At 48.3% G+C, this 25,202-nt stretch carries 26 protein-coding genes; 9 read left to right on the forward strand and 17 right to left on the reverse strand.

Annotated features, from left to right (window positions below):
• Positions 1 to 279: 279 nt before the first annotated feature.
• A complete protein-coding gene (locus ACTTK7_RS02180; RefSeq protein ID WP_462865421.1) occupies positions 280 to 807 on the forward strand; it encodes an HD domain-containing protein in 528 nt (175 codons plus the stop codon).
• Between the two features lie 54 nt (positions 808 to 861).
• Here ACTTK7_RS02180 and ACTTK7_RS02185 read toward each other — a convergent pair whose 3' ends face one another.
• Together ACTTK7_RS02185 and ACTTK7_RS02190 are read right to left on the reverse strand one after the other, a co-directional pair.
• Positions 862 to 1,737 (reverse strand): NAD(P)-dependent oxidoreductase, encoded by an 876-nt coding sequence (locus ACTTK7_RS02185; RefSeq protein WP_462865423.1) that lies wholly within the window; start codon positions 1,735 to 1,737, stop codon positions 862 to 864.
• Between the two features lie 5 nt (positions 1,738 to 1,742).
• The gene (locus ACTTK7_RS02190) at positions 1,743 to 2,024 is read right to left on the reverse strand and encodes a YciI family protein (protein WP_462865425.1); all 282 of its coding nucleotides are present in this window, start codon (positions 2,022 to 2,024) and stop codon (positions 1,743 to 1,745) included.
• A 176-nt stretch (positions 2,025 to 2,200) separates the two neighbouring features.
• Between ACTTK7_RS02190 and ACTTK7_RS02195 the strand changes: the two genes are divergently transcribed.
• From ACTTK7_RS02195 to ACTTK7_RS02210, 4 genes are all read left to right on the forward strand, one after another.
• Positions 2,201 to 3,196 carry a sodium:calcium antiporter gene (locus ACTTK7_RS02195; protein WP_462865427.1) on the forward strand — a complete coding sequence of 332 codons (996 nt, stop codon included), beginning with the start codon at positions 2,201 to 2,203 and terminating at the stop codon, positions 3,194 to 3,196.
• A 212-nt stretch (positions 3,197 to 3,408) separates the two neighbouring features.
• A complete protein-coding gene (gene trpS, locus ACTTK7_RS02200; RefSeq protein WP_462865429.1) occupies positions 3,409 to 4,398 on the forward strand; it encodes a tryptophan--tRNA ligase in 990 nt (329 codons plus the stop codon).
• A gap of 84 nt (positions 4,399 to 4,482) precedes the next feature.
• A complete protein-coding gene (locus ACTTK7_RS02205) occupies positions 4,483 to 4,761 on the forward strand; it encodes a hypothetical protein (protein WP_091614531.1) in 279 nt (92 codons plus the stop codon).
• A gap of 13 nt (positions 4,762 to 4,774) precedes the next feature.
• On the forward strand, positions 4,775 to 7,330 hold the full coding sequence (locus ACTTK7_RS02210; protein WP_462865431.1) for a CBS domain-containing protein: 2,556 nt from the start codon (positions 4,775 to 4,777) through the stop codon (positions 7,328 to 7,330).
• A 37-nt stretch (positions 7,331 to 7,367) separates the two neighbouring features.
• Here ACTTK7_RS02210 and fabF read toward each other — a convergent pair whose 3' ends face one another.
• The 9 genes from fabF to argC form a co-directional block, all read right to left on the reverse strand.
• Positions 7,368 to 8,612, reverse strand: coding sequence for a beta-ketoacyl-ACP synthase II (gene fabF / locus ACTTK7_RS02215; protein ID WP_462865433.1), 1,245 nt, complete (start codon positions 8,610 to 8,612; stop codon positions 7,368 to 7,370).
• A 153-nt stretch (positions 8,613 to 8,765) separates the two neighbouring features.
• Positions 8,766 to 8,939, reverse strand: a complete 174-nt coding sequence (locus ACTTK7_RS02220; RefSeq protein ID WP_462865434.1) for a hypothetical protein — start codon at positions 8,937 to 8,939, stop codon at positions 8,766 to 8,768.
• Between the two features lie 128 nt (positions 8,940 to 9,067).
• On the reverse strand, positions 9,068 to 10,018 hold the full coding sequence (gene argF, locus ACTTK7_RS02225) for an ornithine carbamoyltransferase (protein WP_462865436.1): 951 nt from the start codon (positions 10,016 to 10,018) through the stop codon (positions 9,068 to 9,070).
• Between the two features lie 3 nt (positions 10,019 to 10,021).
• Positions 10,022 to 13,186 carry a carbamoyl phosphate synthase large subunit gene (locus tag ACTTK7_RS02230; protein WP_462865437.1) on the reverse strand — a complete coding sequence of 1,055 codons (3,165 nt, stop codon included), beginning with the start codon at positions 13,184 to 13,186 and terminating at the stop codon, positions 10,022 to 10,024.
• The gene (locus ACTTK7_RS02235; protein ID WP_462865439.1) at positions 13,179 to 14,258 is read right to left on the reverse strand and encodes a carbamoyl phosphate synthase small subunit; all 1,080 of its coding nucleotides are present in this window, start codon (positions 14,256 to 14,258) and stop codon (positions 13,179 to 13,181) included. The genes ACTTK7_RS02230 and ACTTK7_RS02235 overlap by 8 nt, the downstream gene beginning before the upstream one ends.
• Before the next feature lie 24 nt (positions 14,259 to 14,282).
• Positions 14,283 to 15,440: an acetylornithine transaminase gene (locus ACTTK7_RS02240; protein WP_462865440.1), complete on the reverse strand. Its 1,158-nt coding sequence runs from the start codon at positions 15,438 to 15,440 to the stop codon at positions 14,283 to 14,285.
• 13 nt (positions 15,441 to 15,453) lie between these two features.
• Positions 15,454 to 16,242 (reverse strand): acetylglutamate kinase, encoded by a 789-nt coding sequence (argB, locus tag ACTTK7_RS02245; RefSeq protein ID WP_462865442.1) that lies wholly within the window; start codon positions 16,240 to 16,242, stop codon positions 15,454 to 15,456.
• Positions 16,243 to 16,263: 21 nt separating this feature from the next.
• Entirely contained in the window at positions 16,264 to 17,496 is a 1,233-nt protein-coding gene (gene argJ, locus ACTTK7_RS02250) for a bifunctional glutamate N-acetyltransferase/amino-acid acetyltransferase ArgJ (protein ID WP_462865444.1), read from the reverse strand.
• 16 nt (positions 17,497 to 17,512) lie between these two features.
• Positions 17,513 to 18,544, reverse strand: a complete 1,032-nt coding sequence (argC, locus tag ACTTK7_RS02255; protein WP_462865446.1) for an N-acetyl-gamma-glutamyl-phosphate reductase — start codon at positions 18,542 to 18,544, stop codon at positions 17,513 to 17,515.
• Between the two features lie 363 nt (positions 18,545 to 18,907).
• Here argC and ACTTK7_RS02260 point away from each other — a divergent pair, with 363 nt between their 5' ends.
• Positions 18,908 to 19,744 (forward strand): Cof-type HAD-IIB family hydrolase, encoded by an 837-nt coding sequence (locus ACTTK7_RS02260; RefSeq protein ID WP_462865448.1) that lies wholly within the window; start codon positions 18,908 to 18,910, stop codon positions 19,742 to 19,744.
• 33 nt (positions 19,745 to 19,777) lie between these two features.
• Positions 19,778 to 20,230: a GNAT family N-acetyltransferase gene (locus tag ACTTK7_RS02265; RefSeq protein ID WP_022793227.1), complete on the forward strand. Its 453-nt coding sequence runs from the start codon at positions 19,778 to 19,780 to the stop codon at positions 20,228 to 20,230.
• A 32-nt stretch (positions 20,231 to 20,262) separates the two neighbouring features.
• On the opposite strand, the gene ACTTK7_RS02270 is transcribed toward ACTTK7_RS02265, so the two are convergent.
• Positions 20,263 to 20,829, reverse strand: a complete 567-nt coding sequence (locus ACTTK7_RS02270; protein WP_462865450.1) for a helix-turn-helix domain-containing protein — start codon at positions 20,827 to 20,829, stop codon at positions 20,263 to 20,265.
• 67 nt (positions 20,830 to 20,896) lie between these two features.
• Between ACTTK7_RS02270 and ACTTK7_RS02275 the strand changes: the two genes are divergently transcribed.
• Both ACTTK7_RS02275 and ACTTK7_RS02280 read left to right on the forward strand, forming a co-directional pair.
• Positions 20,897 to 21,607 carry an AzlC family ABC transporter permease gene (locus tag ACTTK7_RS02275; RefSeq protein WP_462865452.1) on the forward strand — a complete coding sequence of 237 codons (711 nt, stop codon included), beginning with the start codon at positions 20,897 to 20,899 and terminating at the stop codon, positions 21,605 to 21,607.
• Positions 21,604 to 21,906, forward strand: coding sequence for an AzlD domain-containing protein (locus ACTTK7_RS02280; RefSeq protein ID WP_462865454.1), 303 nt, complete (start codon positions 21,604 to 21,606; stop codon positions 21,904 to 21,906). The genes ACTTK7_RS02275 and ACTTK7_RS02280 overlap by 4 nt, the downstream gene beginning before the upstream one ends.
• 34 nt (positions 21,907 to 21,940) lie before the next feature.
• On the opposite strand, the gene ACTTK7_RS02285 is transcribed toward ACTTK7_RS02280, so the two are convergent.
• From ACTTK7_RS02285 to ACTTK7_RS02305, 5 genes are all read right to left on the reverse strand, one after another.
• A complete protein-coding gene (locus ACTTK7_RS02285) occupies positions 21,941 to 22,411 on the reverse strand; it encodes a BsuPI-related putative proteinase inhibitor (RefSeq protein ID WP_462865455.1) in 471 nt (156 codons plus the stop codon).
• A 28-nt stretch (positions 22,412 to 22,439) separates the two neighbouring features.
• Positions 22,440 to 23,285 carry a YitT family protein gene (locus ACTTK7_RS02290; RefSeq protein WP_022793222.1) on the reverse strand — a complete coding sequence of 282 codons (846 nt, stop codon included), beginning with the start codon at positions 23,283 to 23,285 and terminating at the stop codon, positions 22,440 to 22,442.
• Positions 23,286 to 23,315: 30 nt separating this feature from the next.
• Complete coding sequence (locus tag ACTTK7_RS02295) at positions 23,316 to 24,071, reverse strand: serine aminopeptidase domain-containing protein (protein WP_462865457.1); 756 nt, start codon at positions 24,069 to 24,071, stop codon at positions 23,316 to 23,318.
• 163 nt (positions 24,072 to 24,234) lie between these two features.
• A complete protein-coding gene (locus tag ACTTK7_RS02300) occupies positions 24,235 to 24,549 on the reverse strand; it encodes a hypothetical protein (RefSeq protein WP_462865458.1) in 315 nt (104 codons plus the stop codon).
• 178 nt (positions 24,550 to 24,727) lie between these two features.
• Complete coding sequence (locus ACTTK7_RS02305) at positions 24,728 to 25,099, reverse strand: rhodanese-like domain-containing protein (RefSeq protein ID WP_462865460.1); 372 nt, start codon at positions 25,097 to 25,099, stop codon at positions 24,728 to 24,730.
• Positions 25,100 to 25,202 lie beyond the last annotated feature (103 nt).

Genomic DNA, 25,202 nt, shown 5'->3' on the forward strand with positions numbered 1-25,202 from the left:
ACCCGCTGTCACCTGGGCTTCGCCCAGGCCCAACATCAATTGGAAGATATGTTTCAACCGCAGGGTTAACTTCAAGGCTGGAAGAGGACAGCCGTTTACACAAAATTATTGACGGTCCCATTATTGAATGTTAGTTAATCTTTCATTTCCCTTGCATTCCGGCCGCATAGTTATTATACTGTTTAAAATATCTTTAAAAATTGCGATACTTCCACAGGGTCCTCAGCCTTTATTGGCCGGGGCCCCTTTTGCAAAATAATCTATAAAGGAGGAGCACCAATGAGCAGAGTGACGATGATTGATATTTACAAACACCCTATTACTCAAAAATATGTCCGCCGTTCCGGACTTGCCCATGCCATTCGCGTGGCTGATATAGCATTAGAGCTTGCCAGAGAACGAAATGTGGATGTTGATTTAGCAGTAAAAGCCGGTTTTCTGCACGACATGGGCCATTATCTTTTTTACAAAAATGGAAAATGGGACTTCGAAGAATATCAGACAAGCGATATTCATGCTATCAAAGGAGCAGAACGTGCGCACAAGCTCTTAATCCGGCTCGGCGAAGAGCCGTCGCGGGCAAAGGAAGTCAGTATGGCTGTTTTACTTCATACTGATTCGTATCTCCCGGCTGCCAATATTCAGCGAACCCCGCTGCAGCAGGTAGTTGCCGATGCAGATGAACTCGATGAAGAGCCGTCCGGACGTCACCACTACCGGACTATCACTGATGAAGATGCATTCACCCGACTGCATTCCCTCGACGAGCGTCTTGAGCAGGCCGTGGCTGAAACCATGCATTCGTAAAACGTAAAGAACCCGCCTTCACAATGGAAGGCAGGTTCCGTGTCTACATATTTTTTATTTTTGATTGTTTTTCACGTAGTAAAAAAGGCTGCTCATGTCTTTTTCTCCAAACCCTTCGCGATCCGCCTCTTCGAATAAGGAAAGAACTTCCTTCCCTGCCTTCGGAATTACTCCCACACGATTACTCATTTCATTAGCCAGGCCAAGATCCTTTAAAAGCAGCTCCAGAGCAAATCCGGGGGCCTCTTTGTTTTCCTGAATGAATTCCGTATAGTGCCGGTCGTAGATTTTGCTCTGCCCCATACTGTTTGTGATAACGGAATGAAGCATTTCCAGATCAACTCCTGCTTTTTCCGCCATCGTTAACCCTTCACTTACCGCTGCAGTATGCATACCGACCATATACTGATTAATCAGCTTCACTTTTGTACCTTTGCCAATGTTGCCGGCATACGTAATATTTTTTCCTACTGCTTCAAAAATCGGTCTGGCTTTTTCAAAAGCCTCTTCGCTTCCGCCAACCATCACAGCAAGCGTGCCAGCTTCAGCTCCTGTCGTTCCCCCGCTTACCGGAGCATCCAGATAGTCTACACCCTTTTGCGCTGCCTCTGCTTCAATTTTTTCATGAAGCTCTGCTGACACAGTACTGAAATCAATTACAAGAATTCCTGGTGAGGCATTTGTAATAACGCCGTTTTCACCGAGCATCATTTCTTCTACATGCTCTGGCTTTGGAAGACAGGTCATGACGATATCCATCTGTTCAGCCGCCTCTGACGGAGTAATGCCGACAGTACCCCCAGCTTCCTGAAAGCGGTCTTCCTTTTCATTTCCTTTATTAATCCCGTAGACGTCAAATCCTTTATTTAAAATATTCACAGCCATTGGCATACCCATATTTCCAAGTCCGATGAAAGCAGCTTTTTTCATAAGTGTTATTCCCCCTTCGTCCAGACATGTGATTTCATATCCCACTCATGCATATGATAGTCCCGGGCACCAAGCTGTATGTAAGGATCCTGTTCCACAATTTCCCGGACAGCCTCCTCTTCCTCTCCGCGGTACATGATCAAGCCGCCGGCACCGTCGACGAAACGTCCGTAAGCAATCACGTTTCCGTTCAGCTCTTCATCCTCGAGAAATTTCAAATGCTGAGAACGGAACTTTTGTGATTTTTCTTCATCCTTCATTGTAAGAAATACAGCAAATATCTTCATTATAGCCCTCCTTTGAATTCTTTCTACTTTATTATAGTCGTTGTTATCCAATATTTACATAGATGAAGGGGTTTTCACACGGCTTCCTTTTGACCTTCGGGGTAAGTTACGATACACTAACCCTGTTCTAAAGCGTTTTATGTTGAAATTATCGTTTGTGAGAGGGGACACCATCGTTGGTCTTTTTATTCTTTCTTTTGGCAGCTGTCGTTACAGTTATCGCAGCCACCAAGCTGTCTTCATACTCTGACATCATCAGTGAAAAATCTTCGCTTGGCGGTATGATGGTCGGCACCCTTTTGCTGGCCGGGGCCACTTCCCTGCCCGAAGTTACCACCAGCTTAACGGCTGTGTTTTTGGATAACCCTGATATTGCGGTGGGCAACGTGCTTGGGAGTAACTTATTTAACATTCTTATCATTGCTGTATTCGATATTTTTTATCGGCGCAAGCAGCTGTTCAACCGCGTCTCCCCAGGTCATACATATACTGCCGGTTTGGGAGCCGTGCTTGCTTTTGTCACGGGGGCGGCTTTTCTCCTGCAGCTTTCCTGGAGTGTTTTTGGTGTCGGTGTTGATGCGCTCATCCTTCTGTTGTTCTATGCAGTAGGCATTGTATGGGCAAACCGCCAGAACGAAGGCGTGATCCCTGACGAAGAAGAACAGGACGTGCCAAAGCCCGATCTCTCCCTGCGCCAGGCCGGCACGGGATTTATAATCGCTGCTTTATTTACGCTCGCTGCCGGTACTGTTCTCACTACCACTGGTGACAGGATCGCTGTTATCACCGGACTCGGCTCGAGTTTTATCGGAAGTTTTTTAATCGCTGCTTCGACGTCCCTCCCCGAAGCCGTTTCTGTTTATGTAGCGATGAAGCTGAGAAACTACAATCTGGCCCTGGGGTCCATTTTGGGCAGCAACCTCTTCAATTTGACTCTGCTTGCCCTGAGCGATATTTTCTATAGAGGCGAACCGATCATCTCAGCAGCAAGCCGGACAAATCTGGTGACTTCGCTCGGCATTACGCTGCTCGCAGTTATAGTATTTTACACTGTCCTCAGGGGCAACAAAGGCAAAAGGCCAAGCTTTTATCTTTGGCCCTCCATTACCCTTGTAATCGTTTATTTTATTGCTTCCTATTTAACCTTTATTGGTCTCGGGGCCGAGTGGTGATAAAGCCATGACAGACAGGATTCGTTTATGGATGGCCGTAACAACTTTCTTGTGGGCAGCAGCGCTCGTCCTTCAGGCACGAATTTCAGGTTTTCCCCCCTGGCCGGGGCTTTTGCTTTTTATTTTACTCGTATTTGAATGGGCCGCCGTGCTTGTCCTTAAGTATAAAAGCCGGCAGAAATAAGTTTTTGACAACGAAAGGATGTATACTTATGAGAACCGTTTTTTCCGGTGTTCAGCCGAGCGGAACGCCCACCATCGGTAACTATTTAGGGGCGATAAAACACTTTGTGGATTTACAGAAGGACTACCGAAGCTTTTTTTGTATTGTGAACCAGCACGCTATTACAGTGCCTCAAAATAAGCAGGAGCTTCAGCACAACACCCGGAGTCTCGCTGCTTTATACATCGCTGCCGGACTTGATCCGGAAAAAGCAACTATTTTTGTTCAATCGGAGGTTCCTGCTCACGCCCAGCTTGGCTGGATGCTTCAATGCATTGCCTATATTGGGGAGCTTGAGCGCATGACCCAGTTTAAAGACAAAGCAGAGGGACGGTCCGGTGTTCCCGGTGCTCTTTTGACTTACCCGCCGCTGATGGCCGCAGACATCCTTTTATACGGCACAGATATTGTTCCTGTCGGAGAAGACCAGAAGCAGCACCTCGAACTGACGCGTACGCTCGCGGAACGGTTTAATCAACAGTACAACGATATATTCACAGTTCCGGAAACAAAAATAGCGGGCAGCGGAGCGCGGATTATGTCTCTTCAAAATCCAGAGAAAAAAATGAGTAAATCTGATTCCAACCAAAAGGCTTTTATTTCCATGCTTGATGATGAAAAGACGATCATGAAGAAGATGAAGAGCGCTGTCACGGATTCCGGACGGGAGATCCGCTACGAGCCTGAAAGCAAACCCGGAGTAAGCAATCTCATCACAATTTACGCCATTTCTAAAAACATCAGTATCGAAGAGGCAGAACAAAAGCTCAGCTCAGAAAGCTACGGCTCTCTTAAAGAAGAAACCGGGGCCGCCGTTGCTGATATTCTCGTACCGCTTCAGGAGCGCCATGCGGAGCTGATGAACTCTTCGGAACTCGATGACATCCTGGATAAAGGCGCAGAAACGGCCCGTCAGGCTTCCTCAAAAATGCTCGCAAAAGCAGAGCGTGCCATGGGGCTTGAACGAAAAAAACGGTAGGAGCTCCCAAGTCGGGAGCTTTTATTTTTTTTCTTCCCGGGTATTAGTATAGGGAAAACACATCCCGCACATGGAGGGTCGCAAGTGACTGTACGAGAAGAAAAGCAAAAACAGCTGCGTGAACTGCTGAAGGAGTCCGAACAGCTGCAGCATTCAATCAATCAGCTTGCCCGGGAGCTTGCGAACGAAACCCGGGTTCTGCAGGTGCATTTATATAAAGAACAGAAAGACCAGCTTGAAGATATCACCCGGTATTTTGACGAGGTGAATATGGAGGCCGACCAGACGCGCCCCGAAGCCATTCTCACTATGGCTCTCAATCACTTCCACAGCCATTTGATGCATGTGAAAAATAACGACTAAGGAGGCAGCTGTCATGGATGTAATTTTAACCCACCGCCATATGGACTTTGACGCCCTCGCTTCTGCTGTAGCTGCTTCCAGACTTTATCCGGAGGCCCGCCTCGTTTTGCAGGACGACCAGTCCGAGGAAGTCAACGAGTACCTCGCCCTTTTCAAGGATGAATTTCCATTTGTTTCTTCCCGGCATATCGATTGGGACAATTTGCATACGGTGATTTTAACCGATGTCTCCGAGCCGGACCGGGCCAGGGACGGCCTCACCTTTTCCTCAGCTCCGTACTGGATCATTTATGATCATCATACAAATAAGGAAGCGCCTGATTCAACGGAAACGGCCATTGATGCCCGGATCGAACCAACAGGTGCTGCCGTCACGATTCTCATCGAAGAACTGATTCAGCGGCAGATTTCTCTTACTCCGGTCGAAGCTACCCTTTTTGCTCTTGGGCTTTACACCGATACTGGGTCACTCGTTTATCCGAGTACAACGCTTAGAGATCTGCAGTCGGCTGTATTTTTAATGGAGCAGGGCATGAATTTAGATACCGTCGGCCAATACATGGAGGAGTCGCTTTCTCCGGATCAGCAGTATGCTCTGCGGGCCTACCTTGGAGCAGCAGAGGTCATTGAGCGCGAAGGGCTTCAGCTGTTGATTACAAAATTCGATTCCGGCGACAAGCATATCGGCGGCTTGAACACTGTTACCTCCAATTTAATAGAAACAACCGGCGCGAGCGCTGTTATTACTTTAACCAGGGCCCAGGGCAAAATATTTGTTATCGGGCGCTCGGCCACCGACCGTATTCACCTCCCGGACATTTTAGCCCCGTTCGGCGGAGGCGGACATTCCCGGGCCGGATCGGCCACTATCAAGGATCACCCGCTCGACGATGTTTACGACCAGATCAAATCACAGCTTCAATCTGCAGTCGGCCGCTCCATTACAGCTGAAGAGCTGATGAGCCGGCCTGTAAAAACACTGAAGCCTGAAACGACAATAAGGGAAGCGGAAGATATGGTGCTCCGCTATGGCCACAGCGGCTTTCCGGTCGTAAACGACCAATACGAATTAGTCGGCATTATTTCCCGTCGTGATATTGATAAAGCCATGCACCATCAGCTCGGGCACGCTCCTGTCAAAGGCTACATGAGCTCCAACCTTCATACCGCCTCGCCCTATCACCGGTTTGAAGAGCTTCAGCAGCAGATGGTCCGCCATAACGTTGGCCGGCTTCCCATTATTGATCACCGCGGTGCATTAATTGGTCTCGTCTCGCGCAGCGATATCATTGCCCGGCTGCGTGAAGATTCCACTGCAGCAGAAACCGTCAATATGGAAAAAAGCATGCGTACGACTCTGCCGGATTCCATCCAGCAGTGGCTTCGGGCCGTCGGAGAAGAAGGCGCCCGGCAGCATTTGCGCACATATCTGATCGGGGGAGTCGTTCGCGACATTATTTTGCAAAAGGGAAATGAGGATATCGACATTGCCGTTGAAGGCGACGGCATAGCCTTTGCTTCGGACATTGCCTCTAAATGGAACGGAGAACTCCACAAGCACGAAGCTTTTGGCACTGCTACGATCGTCTGGCCAGACGGGTTAAAAATGGATATCGCAAGCTCCCGGACCGAATTTTATGAAAAACCCGGTTCCCTGCCGGACGTGGAGAGCTCCACCTTGAAAGAGGATCTGTTCCGGAGGGATTTTACGATCAACGCCATGGCTCTTGCTCTTCATCCCGAGGAGTTTGGAGATCTCATCGATCACTTTTCAGGACTCGAGGATTTAAAGCGGGGAGCCATCCGGGTGCTGCATAATTTGAGCTTTGTCGAAGATCCGACCCGTATTCTCCGTGCCGTCCGCTTTGAACACCGTTTTGGATTTGCGATGGATCATGAAACAGAAGCATTTATTGCGCAGGCGGTTAACGCGATTCATGCCCTGTCTACAGATAGAATACTCGCTGAATTTCAGCGTCTGATCGCTGAAATGCCTCCTGCTCAGCTGTTTTATCGTCTCCAGAAGCTTGACGTTTTATCTGCCTTTCTCCCTGGTGCTGTATGGGACGATGCAGCCGAGCGGCTGCTTCCGTATATTACTGGTCTTCAATCATCTCTGTTTATGACCCTGCTGCCGTTATTTCTGCAGGAAAGCGGCCGGGTGCTTTCTGCCGAACGGGTCGCCGTACGGAAGCAGGATAAACAGCTTGTGCGGCACGTGCACCACCTGCTCGATGAAAGCTGGGATGCCTCCATCGAAAAACCCGGCGATTTTCACCGCACCGCTGCCCATGTGTCCCCTCTTTCTGTTGAAATTTCTGCTTACTGCCTTGAATACAGCGCCGGGCAGCCGGGAAAAGCGGCTCTTCTCAGACAATACCAGGATAAGTGGCAGGATCTGCCATCGTGGGTTTCCGGATCTGAACTCCAACGCCTAGGCCTCCGTCCCGGACCGCTTTATAAATTCATTATCAGCGAAACCGAAAAAGGGATTATTAACGAAGAAATCACTTCCCCCCGAGAAGCACTCGATTACGCTGAATCCCTTATTCACAGCTATCAGTCCTAAATGCAAAAAAAGTCTGGGCGCATGGGCCCAGACTTTTTTATGCCTGCCATTTTTTAAATGCCAGGGTAGCATTATGTCCGCCAAATCCAAAGGTATTGCTTAAAACGGCCTGAATATCACCCTTCCGGGCTTCGTTTGGCACATAATCGAGATCACATTCCGGATCCGGCTCGTGCAGGTTAATCGTCGGCGGCACTACATTATCCTTTAAAGAAAGAATACTGAATATTGCCTCAATACCCCCGGTTGCCCCGAGCAGATGACCGGTCATCGATTTTGTTGAGCTCATCCATACATTGTCTGCATGCTCATGAAATACCTTTCGTACAGCTGTCGTTTCAAATTTATCGTTGTATTGCGTGCTGGTACCGTGGGCGTTAATGTACTGAATGTCTTCTGCTGTAAGCCCTGCATCGTCCATAGCCATCTGCATGGAGCGCTGGGCACCTTCACCGTCCGGGGCCGGAGCTGTCAGATGATACGCATCTCCGGTAGAGCCGTAGCCGACGATTTCAGCATAAATTTCTGCGCCTCTCGCTTCGGCGGACTCCAGGCTTTCAAGCATCAGTATGCCCGCTCCCTCGCCCATTACAAATCCGTCGCGGTTTTTATCAAACGGCCGGGACGCCGTATTCGGGTCTTCATTCATCGTAATCGCCTTGGCCGAACTAAAGCCTGCAATCGCCATTTTTGTGATCGGGGCTTCCGTGCCGCCTGTAATCATGGCATCGGCATCGCCGCGCTGAATCACTTTATATGCGTCTCCAATCGAGTTCGAGCCTGTCGCACAGGCCGTAACCGTACAGGAATTCACTCCTTTGGCACCTGTATAAATGGACACCTGTCCGGAAGCCATGTCCGGAATCATCATCGGTACAAAGAACGGGCTCACGCGTTTATATCCGCGCTCCATGAAGTTCTGGAACTGTGTTTCATACGTTTCCATGCCGCCGATGCCAGAGCCTATCCAAACGCCGGTCCGTGCTGCATTTTCCTCTGTAATTGTATACCCCGCGTCCTCAAGCGCCTGCATGGAAGCTACAATAGCAAACTGGGTGAAGCGGTCCATTTTCCGCAGCTCTTTTTTTTCCAAATAGGCCGACGGGTCGAAGTCCGTTACTTCTCCCCCGATTTTCATCGGAAGCTCGGAGACATCCACCCTTTCGATAGCACTAATGCCGGAGACGCCGTCCACAGCATTTTTCCACGAAGATTCCACTGTCTGGCCCAGCGGGTTGACTGTTCCCATTCCTGTTACAACCACTCGCCTGTTTTCATTCATGCTACTCTCTCCTTTGTTATCTTCTGCATTCTCATTTATATACTACCTGCCTATGTACGAACCAGGCTGGATATTTTCATTAGTCTGGGAATAATTTTATACGAGTCACGCACGGTTGTCTACTTTCTGCACGCCGTTTTATTCATATAATCTTTATTCCTCTACGAACGAACGGTGGTATGTCCATTCGGCGATCAGCGCTCCCGTGATAGCTGTAAGAATGGCCGTCGTCTGGCTTCCCTGAAAAAAATAAATGATGCCCAAATACACAGCAATCAATACGCAAATAAAAATAATCACCCCTGCTGCAGCACGTTTCACTGTCATGTCATCCCTCCCGCTGCTTACCGGCTTCCCGGCAATTATACAAGCAGAAACACGCTAATCCAAGTGTTTATCCTCCTTTCTTCACATAAAAGAAACCGTCCCTGTATTATTAGGAACGGTTTCACAGTTTAACTGATGACCGAAGCAAGTATAGCCTTTTGTACGTGCAGCCTGTTTTCCGCCTCATCATAAACAGCTGAATGTGGGCCATCAATGACTGAAGCCGCCACCTCTTCCTCACGGTGGGCCGGGAGGCAGTGCAAAAAGATGTAGTCTTCCGCGGCTTTTGCTGTAAGCTCTTCAGAAATCATAAAGCCTTTAAAAGCCGCGAGTCGTTTCGCCTGCTCCTCTTCATAGCCCATGCTCGTCCATACATCCGTATAAATAACGTCCGCCCCTTCTGCAGCTTCTCCGGGGTCTTTCGTGCGGGTAACAGATGCTCCTGACTGCTCCGCCGCCTGCTCAATCTGCTTCCAGACGCCGGGATCCGGACCGTACCCTTCCGGCGCTGCGAGCACCGCGTCCATTCCCATTTTCACGCTTGCTATGATCCAGGAATGGGCGACATTGTTGCCGTCTCCGATAAAGACACTTTTTAAGTTCTCAAAGCTCCCTTTCCGCTCCTGCACAGTCAGCAAATCAGCAAGCGCCTGGCACGGATGGTACAGATCCGTAAGGGCATTAATTACCGGCACATCTGCATGCTCTGCGAGTGCCTCGACTTTCCCGTGATCGTTTGTCCGGATCATCAACGCCTCAACGTACCTCGAAAGCACTTTGGCTGTGTCTTTGATCGGCTCCCCGCGGCCGATCTGCATATCGCGGGGGCTCAGAAACAAAGAATGACCTCCCATTTGAGTCATAGCTACCTCAAAGGACACACGGGTTCTGGTCGACGCATTTTCAAAAATCATCCCAAGCGAGCGATGCGCCAGATGAGTATAATACGCAGCAGGATTTTTCTTCATGTCTGCTGCCAGTTCAAGCAGCTGTTTGATTTCCTCCGCGGAAAAATCAAGCAGCGTTAAAACGCTCTGCTGATTCAGAGTTGAGGCGGAATTATTCAGATTTGGTGCCATTTGCTACACTCCTTTTTCGGACAAAGCGTAATTTTGCAGCCACGATTCGATTGGTGCAGGCAGCTCCGGCGCTCCCTGAATAGCCTGAACCATCACACTCAGCGTGCGTGCATTCGTTACGATCGTTTTACGTTCAATTAACGCTTTCTGGCGACGCTCTTTTCCTGTTTTATGACCGATCTCCGGAATACTGATAAATGCTGAAGCATCCTCTGAGTGAATCCATTCATCAAACGGCGTGTGCTGCGGAAATACCAATGTGTAGCCCAGGCTTTCGAGCTTGTCCAGGGATGGTCTTGCTTTGTCATATTCCCCGTCAGCAATTTCGCAGTAGACGCTTCCGATCTTTTTGAATAGCAGAGGGATTTGCGTTTCCGACCAGGCAAATGCTTTCTGAAAGGCTCCGGAAAGATCTTTTGATATGCCGATCAGCTCCCCGGTGGATTTCATTTCTGCTTCGAGCACCGGGTCAAGCCCGCTTAATTTATCGTTGGAAAACACCGGTGCTTTGACTGTGTAATAGCCCGGTTCTTCGTGAAGTCCTTTTTCATCTGTCCACGTTTTAAGTGAATGACCGAGCAGCAGGTGCACCGCTCCTTCAATCACTTTTTCGCCGGTGATTTTGGCAAAGACCGGAACCGTCCGCGACGCTCTGGGATTTATTTCAATCACGTACAATTCGCCGGCATCGTAAACAAACTGGATATTAAAGATACCGTGAAAATCCATGCCTTCCGCAATTTTCTGCGTATAGTCCACCAGAAGCTGTTTCACCTCTTCGCTGATGCTGAACGGAGGCGTTACTGCCATGGAATCGCCTGAATGAACGCCTGCCTCCTCCACGTGTTCAAATATACCTGGTATCCATATATCTTTACCGTCTGTTAACACATCCACCTCAAGCTCTGTGCCCGGCTTGTAGGAGTCAATTAATATTGGGTATTCAATATCGTTGGCCGGATCTTCAATATATTCCACCAGCTCTTCTTCCCTGGTCGCAATCGCCATGCCGCGGCCGCCGATGACGTAGGAAGGTCTTAGAAGCACCGGATAGCCGATTTCTTCTGCCTGCTTCAGCGTTTCCTCTCTGCTGTGGCCGGAGACTCCCGGAATATGCGGAACATTCACCTGCTTCATAAACTGGTAGAACCGGTCCCGGTCTTCGAGCTGATCAATAATATCAAACGTCGTGCCGAGCACTTCCATCCCTGCTTGTTCAAGCGACTCCGTCAGCGAGATTCCTGTCTGCCCACCAAGCTGTACGATTACTTTCGTTACGTGTTCTTCTCTGGCTACGTGAAGCACATCCTCCGCCGTGAGTGGCTCAAAGTACAAGTGGTCCGCCATTTCAAAGTCGGTACTTACCGTTTCAGGGTTGTTGTTTACAATGACCGCTTCGTAGCCGGCTTCTTTCAATGCCCGTGCCCCGTGCACCGAGCAGTAATCAAATTCAATGCCCTGCCCGATCCGGATCGGACCGGAACCGACGACCAGCACTTTATTTTCGACCGGTTCAGCCTCGCGGTCGCTTTCCTTGTACCAGCTGGAATAGTAGTAAGGAGTTTCCGCAGTGAATTCCGCTGCACACGTGTCCACCATATGGTATGAAGGGAACATATTAAGCTTTTCCCGCAGCTGGAGGATTTCTCCGGTTTCTACGCCGGAAAGGGCGTGAAGCTGTTCATCCGTAAAACCAGCCTTTTTCCAAATGAGCAGCTGCTCTTCGTTCCACTCTTCCCAGGAAAGTTCTGCAATATCTTTTTCTTTTTGAATAAGGGCAGAAAAGGTCCGCAGGAAAAAATACTGAATGCCGGTTTTTTCATGAATGGTTTCCATATCCCCGCCGCGGCGAAGCCATTCCATAATGTAAAAGAACCGCTTATCGCTCTGCTGCAGGATTTCGTTTAAAATGTTTTCATCAGCTGTTTCTCTGCATTCCGGCAGAGCCAGCCCGTCAAGCTTGATTTCAAGCGACCTTACCGCTTTCTGCAGCGCAGCCTCCAGATTTCTTTCGATGGCCATGACTTCTCCCGTCGCCTTCATCTGCGTGCCGAGCGTGCGGTCTGCGTAGGAGAACTTGTCAAACGGCCAGCGCGGAAACTTCACTACTACATAGTCGAGCGCCGGTTCAAAGCTCGCATACGTATGCCCGGTGACCGGGTTCAACAGCTCATGCAGGTGATAGCCGATGCTGATCTTGGCTGCCATGCGGGCAATTGGATAACCGGTTGCTTTAGAAGCAAGTGCGGAAGAACGACTCACTCTAGGGTTTACTTCGATCAAATAGTACTGCTTGCTGACTGGGTCGAGCGCAAACTGGATATTGCATCCGCCCACAATCCCAAGCGCCCGGATAACCTTTAACGAGGAGCTCCGGAGCATCTGGTACTCTACGTCCGTCAGGGTCTGGGACGGCGCCACCACGATGGAGTCTCCGGTATGAACGCCTACCGGGTCGATGTTTTCCATGTTGCATACAGTGATGCACGTGTCATTGGCATCCCGCATCACTTCGTACTCAATTTCTTTAAACCCGGCTATGCTCTTTTCCACCAGGCACTGATGAATTGGGCTTGCCTCCAGCCCGCCTTCAATGATATAACGAAGCTCTTTTTCATTCTGGGCAATGCCGCCCCCGCCTCCACCGAGTGTGTACGCCGGGCGCACGATTATCGGATATCCGGTTTTCTCCGCAAACGCGAGTGCTTCTTCTTTTTTCTCAACTACCTCGCTTTCAGGCACCGGTTCGTTTAGTTCGTGCATGAGCGCACGGAATGCTTCTCTGTCTTCTCCCTGCCGGATGGATTCGATTGGCGTACCGAGAAGCTTCACCCCATGCTTTTCGAGCGTCTGCTGTTCGGAAAATGCAAGCGCAAGGTTTAACCCGGTCTGTCCGCCAAGGGTGGCAAGCACTCCGTCCGGATGCTCCTGTTCAATGATCCGCTCTACTGTTTCTACGGTAAGCGGCTCAAAATATACTTTATCGGCACAGGTGTTATCTGTCATTACAGTTGCCGGATTATTGTTCAACAGGATCACTTCAATATTTTCTTCCCTAAGCGCCAGGCACGCCTGGGTGCCTGAGTAATCAAATTCTGCAGCCTGCCCAATGACGATCGGGCCAGAGCCGATCACCAATACTTTATTTATTTCTTTATCTCTAGGCATAGGTGGCTTCTCTCCCTTTATTCTCTATCGTTTCGAGAAATTCATCAAAAATTTCTTCGCTGTCTGCTGGACCCGGATGGGCTTCCGGGTGAAACTGGGCTGTCATGATTGGAAATTTCATATGCATCATGCCCTCTACCGAACCGTCATTGACGTTTTTGTATTTTATACGGAACGACTCTTCTGGAAGAGAAGCATCGGTGACAACATAGCTGTGGTTTTGAGAGCTCATAAATACTTTATTCGTTTCCAGGTCCTGTACCGGCTGGTTGGCACCGCGGTGACCGAAACGAAGTTTTTCCGTGTTTCCGCCGAACGCGAGCGCGAGGAGCTGGTGTCCCAGGCAGATGCCCAAAGTCGGGTAGGCTTCGGCAAGCTCCTTATAGGTGCTCAAGTAATGTTCAAGCTGCTTCGGGTTGCCGGGGCCGTTGGAAAACAGCAGGCCGTCAGGCGCCAGGGCTTCAATTATTTCCTTTGGCGTATCATAAGGCACTATCGTAACCTTGCATCCTTTTTTGTTCAGCTGGTCCACCATCGACTGTTTGTAGCCAAAGTCCATCAATACAACATGGCGGTCGCCGCTGCCTACCGTTATCTGTTTGTCCACCGTTACGGTATCAATCACATCGCGCTCTCCTAGCGGCTCATATTCCCCGACATTCACAGACTCCGGATTTCCGGTCATTACTGCGCCCATATCGCCTTTTTCCCGGATGTTTTTGACCAGTGCCCGCGTATCCACGTTTTCCATAACGGGAATGCCAGCCGCAAGCGCTGCTTCCGCGAGTGTCTGGTCGCCTTCATAATGACCCGAAGTGCTGCAGGCTTCGCTGACTATGATCCCTGCCGGCTGGGGCTGCGTACTTTCATTATCTGTTGGATTCACACCGTAATTTCCGATCAGCGGATAAGTAAAAACAACTATCTGGCCGTGAAAGGAAGGATCTGTCATCACTTCCTGGTAGCCCGTCATTCCTGTGAAAAATACAATTTCCCCATACGTATCCGGAAAGGCTTGCTGCCAGCTGCCTTCAAATATTTCGCCTGTTTCCAATTTTATATAACTTTTCATCTACAAACCCTCCTGGTACGTTTTTTATTTTTCAAGCACTTCTTTCAGTGCTGCTGCGGCTTTTTCCAAGTCATTATACGAAATTGTCAGTGGCGGCAGAAGTCTCAGCGTGTTAGGTCCTGCAGCAATCAGGAGAAATCCTTTTTTCTGCATTGCGAGTACGCAGGGTGCCGCGCTGTCGGTAAGCTCTATGCCGATCATAAGCCCCGGGCCGCGTATTTCTTTCACCCCGGGCAGGGAGGCAATCTTTTCTTCAAGAAGGTTCGTGAAAAAGCGCCCCTTTTCTGCTGCCATCTTCGGGGCATTGATGCTCACAAGCTTCTGAAGCGTTCCTTCTACAGCAGCCATAGCAAGCGGATTTCCGCCAAATGTGGAGCCGTGTGCTCCGGGGCCGAAGGCTTCCTGTAAATATCCTTTTCCGATCATCGCACCTACCGGAAACCCGTTACCAAGAGCCTTTGCCGTCGTTACGATATCAGGATCCACGCCTGCCTGCTCATAGGCAAACATCGTACCGGTGCGCCCCAGACCAGTCTGTACTTCGTCTACTATCAGCAGCGCTCCGTGCTGCCTGGCAAGCTCCGCGGCTTTTTGAATAAATGCTGGATCTCCCGGAATGACACCGCCCTCGCCCTGCACCGGCTCAAGCATAACTGCCGCGGTGTTTTCATCCACAGCCTTCTCCAGTGCATTCACATCGTTATACGGTAAATATTCAAAGTCTTCGAGCATGCGGCCGAAGCCCTGATGAATGGCATCCTGGCCCGTTGCTGCCATGCTTCCGTATGTCCGTCCGTGAAAAGACTGGACAAAGCTTTGGATTTTCGTACGCCCGGTATATTTTCTCGCGCACTTTATAGCTGCTTCATTTGCCTCCGTACCGCTGTTTGCAAAAAATACAAGGTCTAAGCCTGTAAGCTTCGTCAAAAGCTCTGCAGCACGCTCCTGCTGTTCATACTGAAAAAAATTGGAGCCGTGCCATCCAGCGTGCAGCTGTTTTTCTACGTTTTTTATCACATCGGGATCACCGTGGCCAAGATTGACAACGCTGATGCCAGCCATTAAGTCCGTGTATTCTTTACCCTCTTTATCCGTTACGGTACAGCCCTCTGCATGCGAAAAAGTGAGTTCCCATCTTTTATACGTTTCGAATAAATGTGATTTCTGTTCTGTCTGCTGCATGGTTCTCCTCCTTTCAAGTCAGGGACGGAGCCTGGACCTGTTCTCTGATGATTGCCGTTCCCTTCAGCTTTCCGTCTGCTTCGTCTGTATGTCCGTCCGCACCGGCAATAACGACCTTTTCTAAATCCCCGGTCAGGCTTGCCGCAGCCGCCTGGACTTTCGGTATCATTCCGCCGTAAATTTCTCCATCGTGAATGTGCTGCTCGAGCTTTTCTACATGAATATAGTCAGCTTTGCTTCCGTCGATAAGCACACCTTCAACATCTGTAATAAACAGAAGCTCCTTTGCGCCTACTGCCTGCGCGACAGCCGAGGCAGCCGCGTCAGCATTCACATTTAATTTTTTTCCGTTTTTATCCGCTGCAATAGGAGCGATCACCGGAACAAATCCGCTTTCCAGCATAGAGTGTATGCAGGAGGTATTAACGTTCACAACGTTGCCGACGAGCCCGAGATTCTGATCAGCCACCTGCTCTGCTTCCAGAAGTCCTCCGTCAATACCGGACATGCCAAACGCCGGGGCGCCGGCGGATTGAAGGGAGGAAACGAGGCATTTATTCACTTTTCCGGAGAGAATCATCTCTGCTACTTCAAGCACCTCGGGCGTTGTTTTTCGCAGCCCGTTTACAAACTCACACTCAATCTGCATCTGTTCAAGCATACGGTTGATTTCAGGTCCTCCCCCGTGCACAAGCACCGGATTCATGCCTTTCTCTTTCATCGCAGCTATACTCTTGAAAAATTCAGCTGTTAGTTTATTTACCGTGGAACCGCCGCATTTGACTACAGTGATGCTGTTCATGCTCTTCTCCTCCTTCTTTCCCTACGTCCGGTATCCGGCGTTAATTCTTACATAATCATACGTCAAGTCGCATCCCCATGCTTTGCCGCTTCCATTCCCCACGTGGAGATTCACCGTTATCTCCACCGTGTCATTTTCCAGATACGCTTTTGCATCCTCTTCGGAAAAATGAACCGGGGTGCTTGCTTTCAAGGTTTCTACCGGCCCTACCGATATATCCACCGTATCCGGATCAAGCTCTACTTCGCTGTAACCGAGAGCGACAATCACCCGTCCCCAGTTGGCGTCTGTGCCGTATACAGCGGTTTTCACCAGGTCTGATCCGACGATCTGTTTGGCTGCCTGACCGGCTTCTTCATCTGTAGCAGCACCTTCAACCTTCACTTCAATCAGCTTGGTGGCGCCTTCCCCGTCTCTCGCAATCTTTTTCGAAAGGGATTCACACGTCTCCTTCAATCCGGTAACGAACGCGTTCCAGTCAGGGTGACCGGGGTGCAGCGGGCTGTTTTCCGCCTTGCCACTCGCCATGACGACTACCATGTCATTCGTTGAGGTATCGCCGTCAATCGTAATCCGGTTAAACGTTTTGTTCGTTATTTCTGAAAGCGCCGTCTGCAGATGAACAGGTTCAATGGCAGCGTCCGTCGTTACAAATCCGAGCATTGTGGCCATGTTGGGATGTATCATTCCGGAGCCTTTCGCTACGCCTCCGATAAACACTGCTTTATTGTCCACCCACGTCTGAAAGCATGCATGCTTTCCGGCAACATCCGTGGTCATTATGGCTTCATTAAAATCCTGCGCCCGTTCAAATCCGGTTTCCGGCTCGAGGTGTGCAATGCCTTCATTTATTTTATCCATTGGCATCGCCTCGCCGATCACACCGGTAGAAGTTACCGCTACCTGATGCTCAGGCAGGCCGAATTTTTCGGCACTGTTTTTTCTCATGGTATAGGCATCCTCGAGTCCCTGTCTGCCTGTACATGAATTGGCGTTCCCGCTGTTGACGACGATTGCCCGGAGCTTCCCCTCTTTGGCAATGCTTTCCTTCGTCACCTGCAGCGGTGCTGCCTGGATTTTATTCAACGTATATACAGCGGCACTCGACGCTGGCACGTCACAAATAATAGCTCCGAGATCTTTTCTTTTTCTTTTGACCTTTGTATGAATACCCGCTGCGGAGAAACCGGCAGGACTTAAAATGCTTCCTCCCGATACTTCTATTACCTGCTCTGCTGTCGATGCCTCTACCATGATTTTTCTTCCTTTCTTATGGATAAACCGGAAGCTGAGAAATTCCTTCTTTCTCATCTGCTCCCAGCATCACATTCATATTTTGTATCGCCTGCCCCGAGGCGCCTTTAACTAAGTTATCAATTACTGAAACGACCGTCAGCCGGTTGGTGCGCTTGTCCACTGTCCAGCCGATATCGCAAAAATTACTTCCATATACTTCTTTTGTTTCCGGAAATGCTTTTTCTCCCCGTATTCTGACAAAGGGCTCTTTGTCATATGCCTGATGAAGCAGTTCTTCAATATGCCCGCTTTTCGTCCCGTCGGTAAGCGGCATATACATAGTAGCTAAAATTCCCCTTGTCATCGGCACCAGGTGAGGGCTGAACGTAACGGGGTGATTTCCATCCGTCTGCATGTCCAGTGCCTGTTCGATCTCCGGTGTATGCTTATGCTCATTCACTTTATAAATTTTAAAATTCCCGTCCATTTCACTGAAATGAGTGACCGCTGACGGCGTCCGCCCTGCTCCTGTAGTGCCTGTTTTTGCATCAATGATGATATTCGAAGGATCAATCACATCCTTATCCACCAACGGCAGAAGGCCAAGAAGCACTGCTGTCGGATAGCAGCCCGGATTTGACAAAAGAGAAGTGCCTGCCACTTCATCTCTGTTCCATTCCGTCAAACCGTAGACGGCTTCCTGAAGCAGGGATTCCGGTGCGCTTTGACGCTGGTACCACTGTTCGTAAGTTCCTGCATTCTTCAGCCGTAAATCCCCGGACAAATCAATCACTTTCGTGTGTGCCGCAATAGCTTCGCTCCATTCTGCTGATATGCCGGGCGGCGTGGAAAGAAATACAACATCATATGCGCCCCAGTCAGCCGTTTCAAGCGGCTGCAGAATTTCATTATATAAATCTTTCATATGCGGATATATATCTGAAAGCTTCGTATTCTGCTTTGAGGAGGAATAAACGTCTATTTGTTCAACGCCGCGGTGCTGGGCCAGCATGCGTATTAATTCCACTCCTCCGTAGCCAGTTGCTCCAATAATAGCTGTATTCATAAAGTTGCACCTCTATTTATCTTTATACAATATGTTCTGGTGATTATTATAAGTCTGAATATATATTAATGCAACTGTATTTTTATTTTTTCTTCATATTTTTTCATTTCCGTCATAAGCTGAGTTTTTTAAGCTTTTTCTAATTGTTCAGCCTTTTTCCGGGGGATATAGTTTATGTATGAAAATGTACAATTGATGTATAAATGAGTCGAATGCTTTCCTTTTTTTTATCCCGTGACAGGTATTCCTTTTCTTTTCTTTTTGCTTTTGTTCCAGTAAAATAAAGAGCGGATCGTGAAAAACGCTGTTTCTATACAGTTGTATGGATGCATTTATATTTCCACCAGGAAAGAAGAGGTTTTTATGAAAAAACATTTGATAGCTCTTGATCTAGACGGGACGCTTCTAAAAGATGATAAAACAATTTCCACAAAGACCTGGAAGGTAATCCAGCAGGCTAAACAAGCCGGGCATGCAATAGCTATCGCTACCGGCAGACCTTACCGCGCCAGTAAAATGTACTACCAGCAGCTCGGCCTTTCTACACCTATCGTTAACTTCAACGGAGCCTATGTTCATCATCCGGCCGATCGCTCTTTCCGCTCCTTCCATGAACCGCTTGACCTGGATCTTGCCAGGACAGTGATTGAGACCTGCCGGACGTTAAACGTCCAAAACATGCTTGCTGAAGTTCTCGATGACGTGTATATGGATGAGCATGACGAATCCTTTATCGATCTTCTGGCTTTTCAGGGACCGGTAACCGGAGCCGGAAGACTTGAAAGAGTGCTTCCTAACTCTCCTACTTCCCTGCTCGTGTATCCGCAGGAGGGGACAGTTGAACGCCTGCAGGATCTGCTCGCTTCCAGTGAAGCCAAGGGCATGCATCAGCGCTCCTGGGGAGAGCCTCATCATATGATTGAAATTATAAAAAAGGGAAATCACAAAGCAAACGGACTCGAAAAAGTCGCTGCCTATGCGGGGCTCTCGATGGAGGATGTGATTGCTTTCGGGGATGAGGATAATGATCTGGAAATGCTTGAAGCCGCCGGGACCGGGCTTGCCATGGGAAATGCGAGTACAGACACAAAATCAGTGGCCAATGAAGTCATTGGTACAAATGAAGAAGACGGCATCGCCCATTATTTAGAAGAGCGGTTAAAGCTTTCCGCGGATGACACGGTGCTTTTTAAAAATTAAACGCGTGATTTTGAATAAGGATGTGTTCAAACGATGCAGGTGTATAAAGTACCTACAGATACCGAACAATATGTGAGAAATCAAATAGCCGATCTGCTCATGGGGCAGATGGATTCCATCGGCATGAAGGATGCTTACCGGTTTCTGCAGCGGGCTATCGATCTTTCCCTTGACTCCGACTCCACCGCCCATATTTTTGTAGCCGAAACAGAGGAACAGATTGTCGGAGCTGCTTTTTTAAATATTGGCATCAGTCTTGAAAAGGGAGGCTATTATGTCTGGCTGAATGATCTCTACGTGGATCAGCAGTACCGCAACCGGGGTATTGCCAAGAAACTTCTGTTAAAAATTATTTACTGGGCAGAGCATAATGACATCAAAGGCATTGAACTGGAAACCGGGGTGAACAACGCAGCCACAAAAGCATTGTATAATTCTCTCGGCTTTTACGACGTTATTTCCAAACGTTACGGCTTCCGTTTTTAAGTTCCGTCTTCCCTTTAAGGGGGAAGGCTTTTTTATTGCCGGTAAGCTGTATAAAAAAGCATAAGAACACCTTTGACTTTTTCCGGACCGGTATTAATATAGGCATGGGGATGATCCGCCCGGAAACGCAGCGCATCACCCGGCTTCACTAATTGTTTACTTTCCTCATTCGTCTGTACTTCCATCTGCCCTTCGTGTACAAAAATGTATTCCTCTACTCCAAATGGGTGGGCAGAGGAATAATGGCTTCCCTCAGGAGCCAGCACAAACTCATACCATTCGACTGGAGCCTGCTCGTGTTTGGAAAAAATATTCCGGACGGCGTAGCCGTTCTCCCCTTCGAGCCATGCAGCTTTATCAGCGGAAACAAATTCGATGTCTGGCCGCTGCTGCTGCAGAAAAGCGGAAAACCCTACACCCATTCCTTCTGCAATCTTCCACATCGTCGTAATCGTAGGGTTCGATGCCCCGCGTTCAATCTGTCCAAGCATCGGTTTGCTTACTCCTGTTGCTTCAGACAGTTTATCCAGACTCCACCCACGCTCATGACGAAGCTTCCTTAATGTTTTGCCGATTTCTTTCCCTATTGATTCTTTCATTTTTTCACCTCTATTGTATAATATAACATACAAATGTATAATATAATTAAAGAGAAAGGAGTTCCTTATGAGTAATACAGCTGCATTAGAACATTCCTGGACCAGCGGCCTTACTCAGGGTCTTCCTATCGCCGCCGGTTATGTACCTGCTGCTTTGGGATTTGGTCTGCTTGGTGCCAACAGCGGGCTGTCCATATTTGAAACAGCACTTATGAGTATTATTATTTTCTCCGGCGCTGCCCAGTATATGGCTATTGGGCTGATTACTGCCGGGGCCGGTTTATACAGCATTTGGATTTCCACGTTTCTCATAAATATCCGGCACTTATTAATGAGCGCTTCTGCCAAACAACGTCTTTTTTCAGATTCTAAATGGAAACAGGCGGTTTTAGCATTTGGATTAACAGACGAAGTCTTTGCGCTGATCTCTGCCAGAAGGAATAAAACGAGCGTATTTTTCGGGATTGGAGTCTTTTTGGCAGCATATATCAGCTGGGTTGCTTTTTCATGTGCCGGTTATTATTTTGGCGCCTTCTTTCCTGGTTATCTGCAGATCAGCATGGATTTTGCCTTATATGCCCTGTTTGCCGCACTGTTGTTTCCCGCAATTTTAAAATACCGGATGGCTCTTTACACCGCTGGCTTAAGCGCAGCTATCAACACGTTTCTTGGGATATGGCTTTCTTCAGGATGGGCTATTCCAGCTGCAATGACAGCATCAGTCATTATTGTCGTATATGTCATTTCCTTTAAGCAGAAAAAGGGGGAGCAGCCATGAACATGCTTCTTTTAATCATTGGAATGGGCGTTATTACATACGTAACGAGAGTGGTTCCTTTCTTTTCGTTAAATATTAACCGGCTGCCCGTTTCCGTGCAGCAGGCACTCCAGCTCATCCCGTATGCAGCGCTCGGGGCTCTTCTGCTTCCGGGAGCCCTGCGTTCCCCTCCTGATGCCTGGTTCGGCATGCTTGGTCTCTGTATTGCCTTTTTGATCGCTTTTATAGGCGGCAGGTTCACTGCTATCATTTGCGGTACTATCGGTCTGCTTTCCCTTGCTGCTTTTTTTATTTATTGATACTAAAAAGCAGGAGCTGGCAAAGCTCCTGCTCTTACGGGGTGCCGGATGTTTCCACAGCAGGGGTATCCAGATTTTCAGCAAGGATCCGGAATTCTGCCTGGTACGAATTTTCAGGGTCGAGAAGATCTGCATCAAGCTCTCCGTCCCACCTTCGTATGTTTCCGGCATTGATCTCCACAGATTTCTCCGCCTGCGTAAACACCTTTCCCTCCGAATAAATATAAACTGGTTCGGATACACCCTCTTCTGTAATAATAACTTCTATTTCCTGGCCGTCCGGGAAACCCAGCTTCATTTCTCCGCTGCCCGTATTTTTAAATTCCAAATGCCAGGCGTTGTTTTCAGTGTCCAGAGTGCCGGCAAGCTCCCAATCATTTTTTGTCATTGAAGCTTCCTGACTTCCGGCAGAAGGCTCTTCAGCAGTCTGTTCGCTGCCGCACGCAGCGGCAGCGAGCATACAGAAGCATACCAGTACTGCAGCTAACCACCTTTTCACGGCCATCTCACTCACTTCCCGGCTTTTATTTTGATTAGTCGTCTTTACGGAACAGCCCGAACACCGTCGTCGTATTAATAATGTTTGTGAATGCCTCCGGATCTGCTTCCTGCACCACCTGCTGAAGCGTGTACATTTCGTACCGTGTAATTACTGTCATTAATATTTCTTTTTCGCTTGCATCAAATCCTCCCCGTGCAGGGATACGTGTAATTCCCCTGGTCAGATTTTGATGAATGGCATCCCGCATCTCGTCAGGGTTTTTCGTTACAATTAAAGCCGTAAGCTTTACGTGACGCGTGTGAATAGTGTCTATGACCCTTGATCCTACATACAGCGTTACCAGGGTGTATAAAGAACTTTCCCAGTTGTACAGAAAGCCGGCTGCTATAACGATGATCCCGTTCAGCAGCATGAAATACGTACCGACCGGACGGTCTCCCATACGTGCCAAAACCAGAGCCACAATATCCAGGCCGCCCGCAGAAGCCCCCCATTTCAAGGCTACAGCAGCTCCTGCAGCTGTAATTGCCCCGCCAAAGACACTGTTTAATAAAATGTCTCCCGAAAGTTCCGTAATAGGTATAAGATCAAGAAAAAACGTTGTGAGTGCTACGTGCAAAAAGCTGTAGAACGTAAACAGCCGTCCTACTTTAAACCAGCCGAGCATAGCAATCGGTATATTGATCAGGAACAAAAGTACGCCGGTGGAAAGCGGAAGAAAGCCTGCAATAATCTGCGCAATCCCTGTAGCTCCACTCGCAAATACATTTGCTGGCTCCAAAAACAGGTTCAGGCCGACTGCCATAATCAAAGCCCCGAATACAATAACCAGGACACGTATGACTTCCGATACGATAGATGAATGGCTTGTAAGCATAGTTATCCTCCTTTCTACTGCACGTTTACTTTAAATATGGGAAGCGGCCCATTCTGAGGCTGCAATCATTCCTTCTCTCGTTACTTTATGACCCGCTTCCTGCTGCAGATAATAGGCCTGCCCCGCGGAAGTTCTATCCGGAAGACGTTCATAAAAGCGATACGATAATTCGTAAGGTACAACGTCATCTTCTTTTCCATGCCAAAAAAAGATAGGCTTTGCTTCCACTTTGGCGGGATCAAGGGAAAGATCATACGTGGCCAGTTTGTCTAAAAGATCCTGCTCCCCGCGTTCCGAGAGCTCCCAGTCAGACGTTTTCTTCAATGAGCGTATCTGTTCTTCGGCCATTGCTTTCCAGGACGGAGAACCCATCATAATCATGCCTCCCCGGATCCACTCGAAGGACTTGAGTGCCCCGCACGAAATGATACCTCCCATGGATGTACCGGAAACATACATCCGACCGCTGTCAATCCATTCATATGTAGTCATTTCATTCAGCAGAGCTTCGGTTTCCTCCACCGCCTGCATAACAATCTCCCAAAACGCATAGGTTCTCCTGCCAGCGTCCATATCACCTTCGCGTTCTCCGTGATGAAGAGCATCCGGAAGGACGATCCGTATTCCCTTCTCTGCCAAATAGTAGGCAAAGGAAAGATTCTGCTCTTTACTGCTGCCCAGGCCATGCCAAAATAAAACCGTTGGCTGCGGATGGTGTTTATCTGCCTGTTTAGAGATATGCAGGCTTGGAATATCTGCGATCGTTTGCTTTTCGATAGTAATCATGCCAGTCCATCCTTTACAGCCGTTATAGTAGTACACTCTGAATATTGTACCCCAGTAAAGCAATTATTGAAAAGACCGAAGCCTTCCATTTCCTTCAATCCACTTTAGAAACAAATAAAGACAGCTGCGTGCATAAGCACTTCGACAGCTGTCTTTCCATTGTCTATTTTTCATCTTTTTCCTTTGCTGTCCGGAGTGGTTCTTCCTCTTTTTCCTCCGCTTCTTCATAATGAAGGACAGAGTATTGAGCACCTTCAGAAACCATTTTGTTGTCTTCAAAATCCTGAGGATCCGGATTACCTACGGTTTCATTCAATTCTTTATCTTCTTCTTCTTTCGTTTTGCCGCCTACTTTGGCTGCTGTACGTTTTGATACGTCTTTCACCTGCGCTCTTGTTTCCCCGTCTTTAAGGAAATAAACGGCTGCGCCAACAATCAGTGCTGTTAATACGGTCCATAAAATACTATTTTTCTGCATACCATACGCCTCCTGTCTCAATCAACTGAATTCATTGCTCTTTTCGCTATTTCCCAAATCAGTTAATACTAAACCCTTCATGTGCATAGAAAAGAATACATACTCAGCCTTTTCAGCGAAAATTACGGGAGCTGCTGTACAAAAAAACTGCAGAAATTATTCTGCAGCTTCTTCACAGTTATTTGTTATATAAATCGTTTACGTCCTTCAACGGGTTTTCCATGCCGGAATTTGTTTCTTCATCCCAGGCGAGCATCCCACCGGCAAAATTATAAACATTTTCAATTCCGTTGTCCTGAAAATACTGGGCCGTATGCTGGCTTCTCGAACCACTTCGACAGATAAACACGTATGATTCATCTTTTTTAAACTGATCGATCACTTCAGGGACCTGATTCATCGGAAGAAGAGGTACGCCCGGTATATGACGTTCTTCATATTCACCCGGCTCTCTTATATCAATCATGATCGGTGTTTTTTTACCGTTATTATATTGTTCTTTCAATTCGTCTACATCCAACTGGCGGATTCCTTCTAAATCGTAAGCCAATGTCGTTCATCCTTTCTATTTTAGCTTTCTGGTTCATTCTATCACCTGTGCACCAATTCGTTAAAAGTCTTATACCTTAGAATAATGCGTGTCTGATACAATA

Source organism: Marinococcus tarijensis (assembly GCF_054971385.1).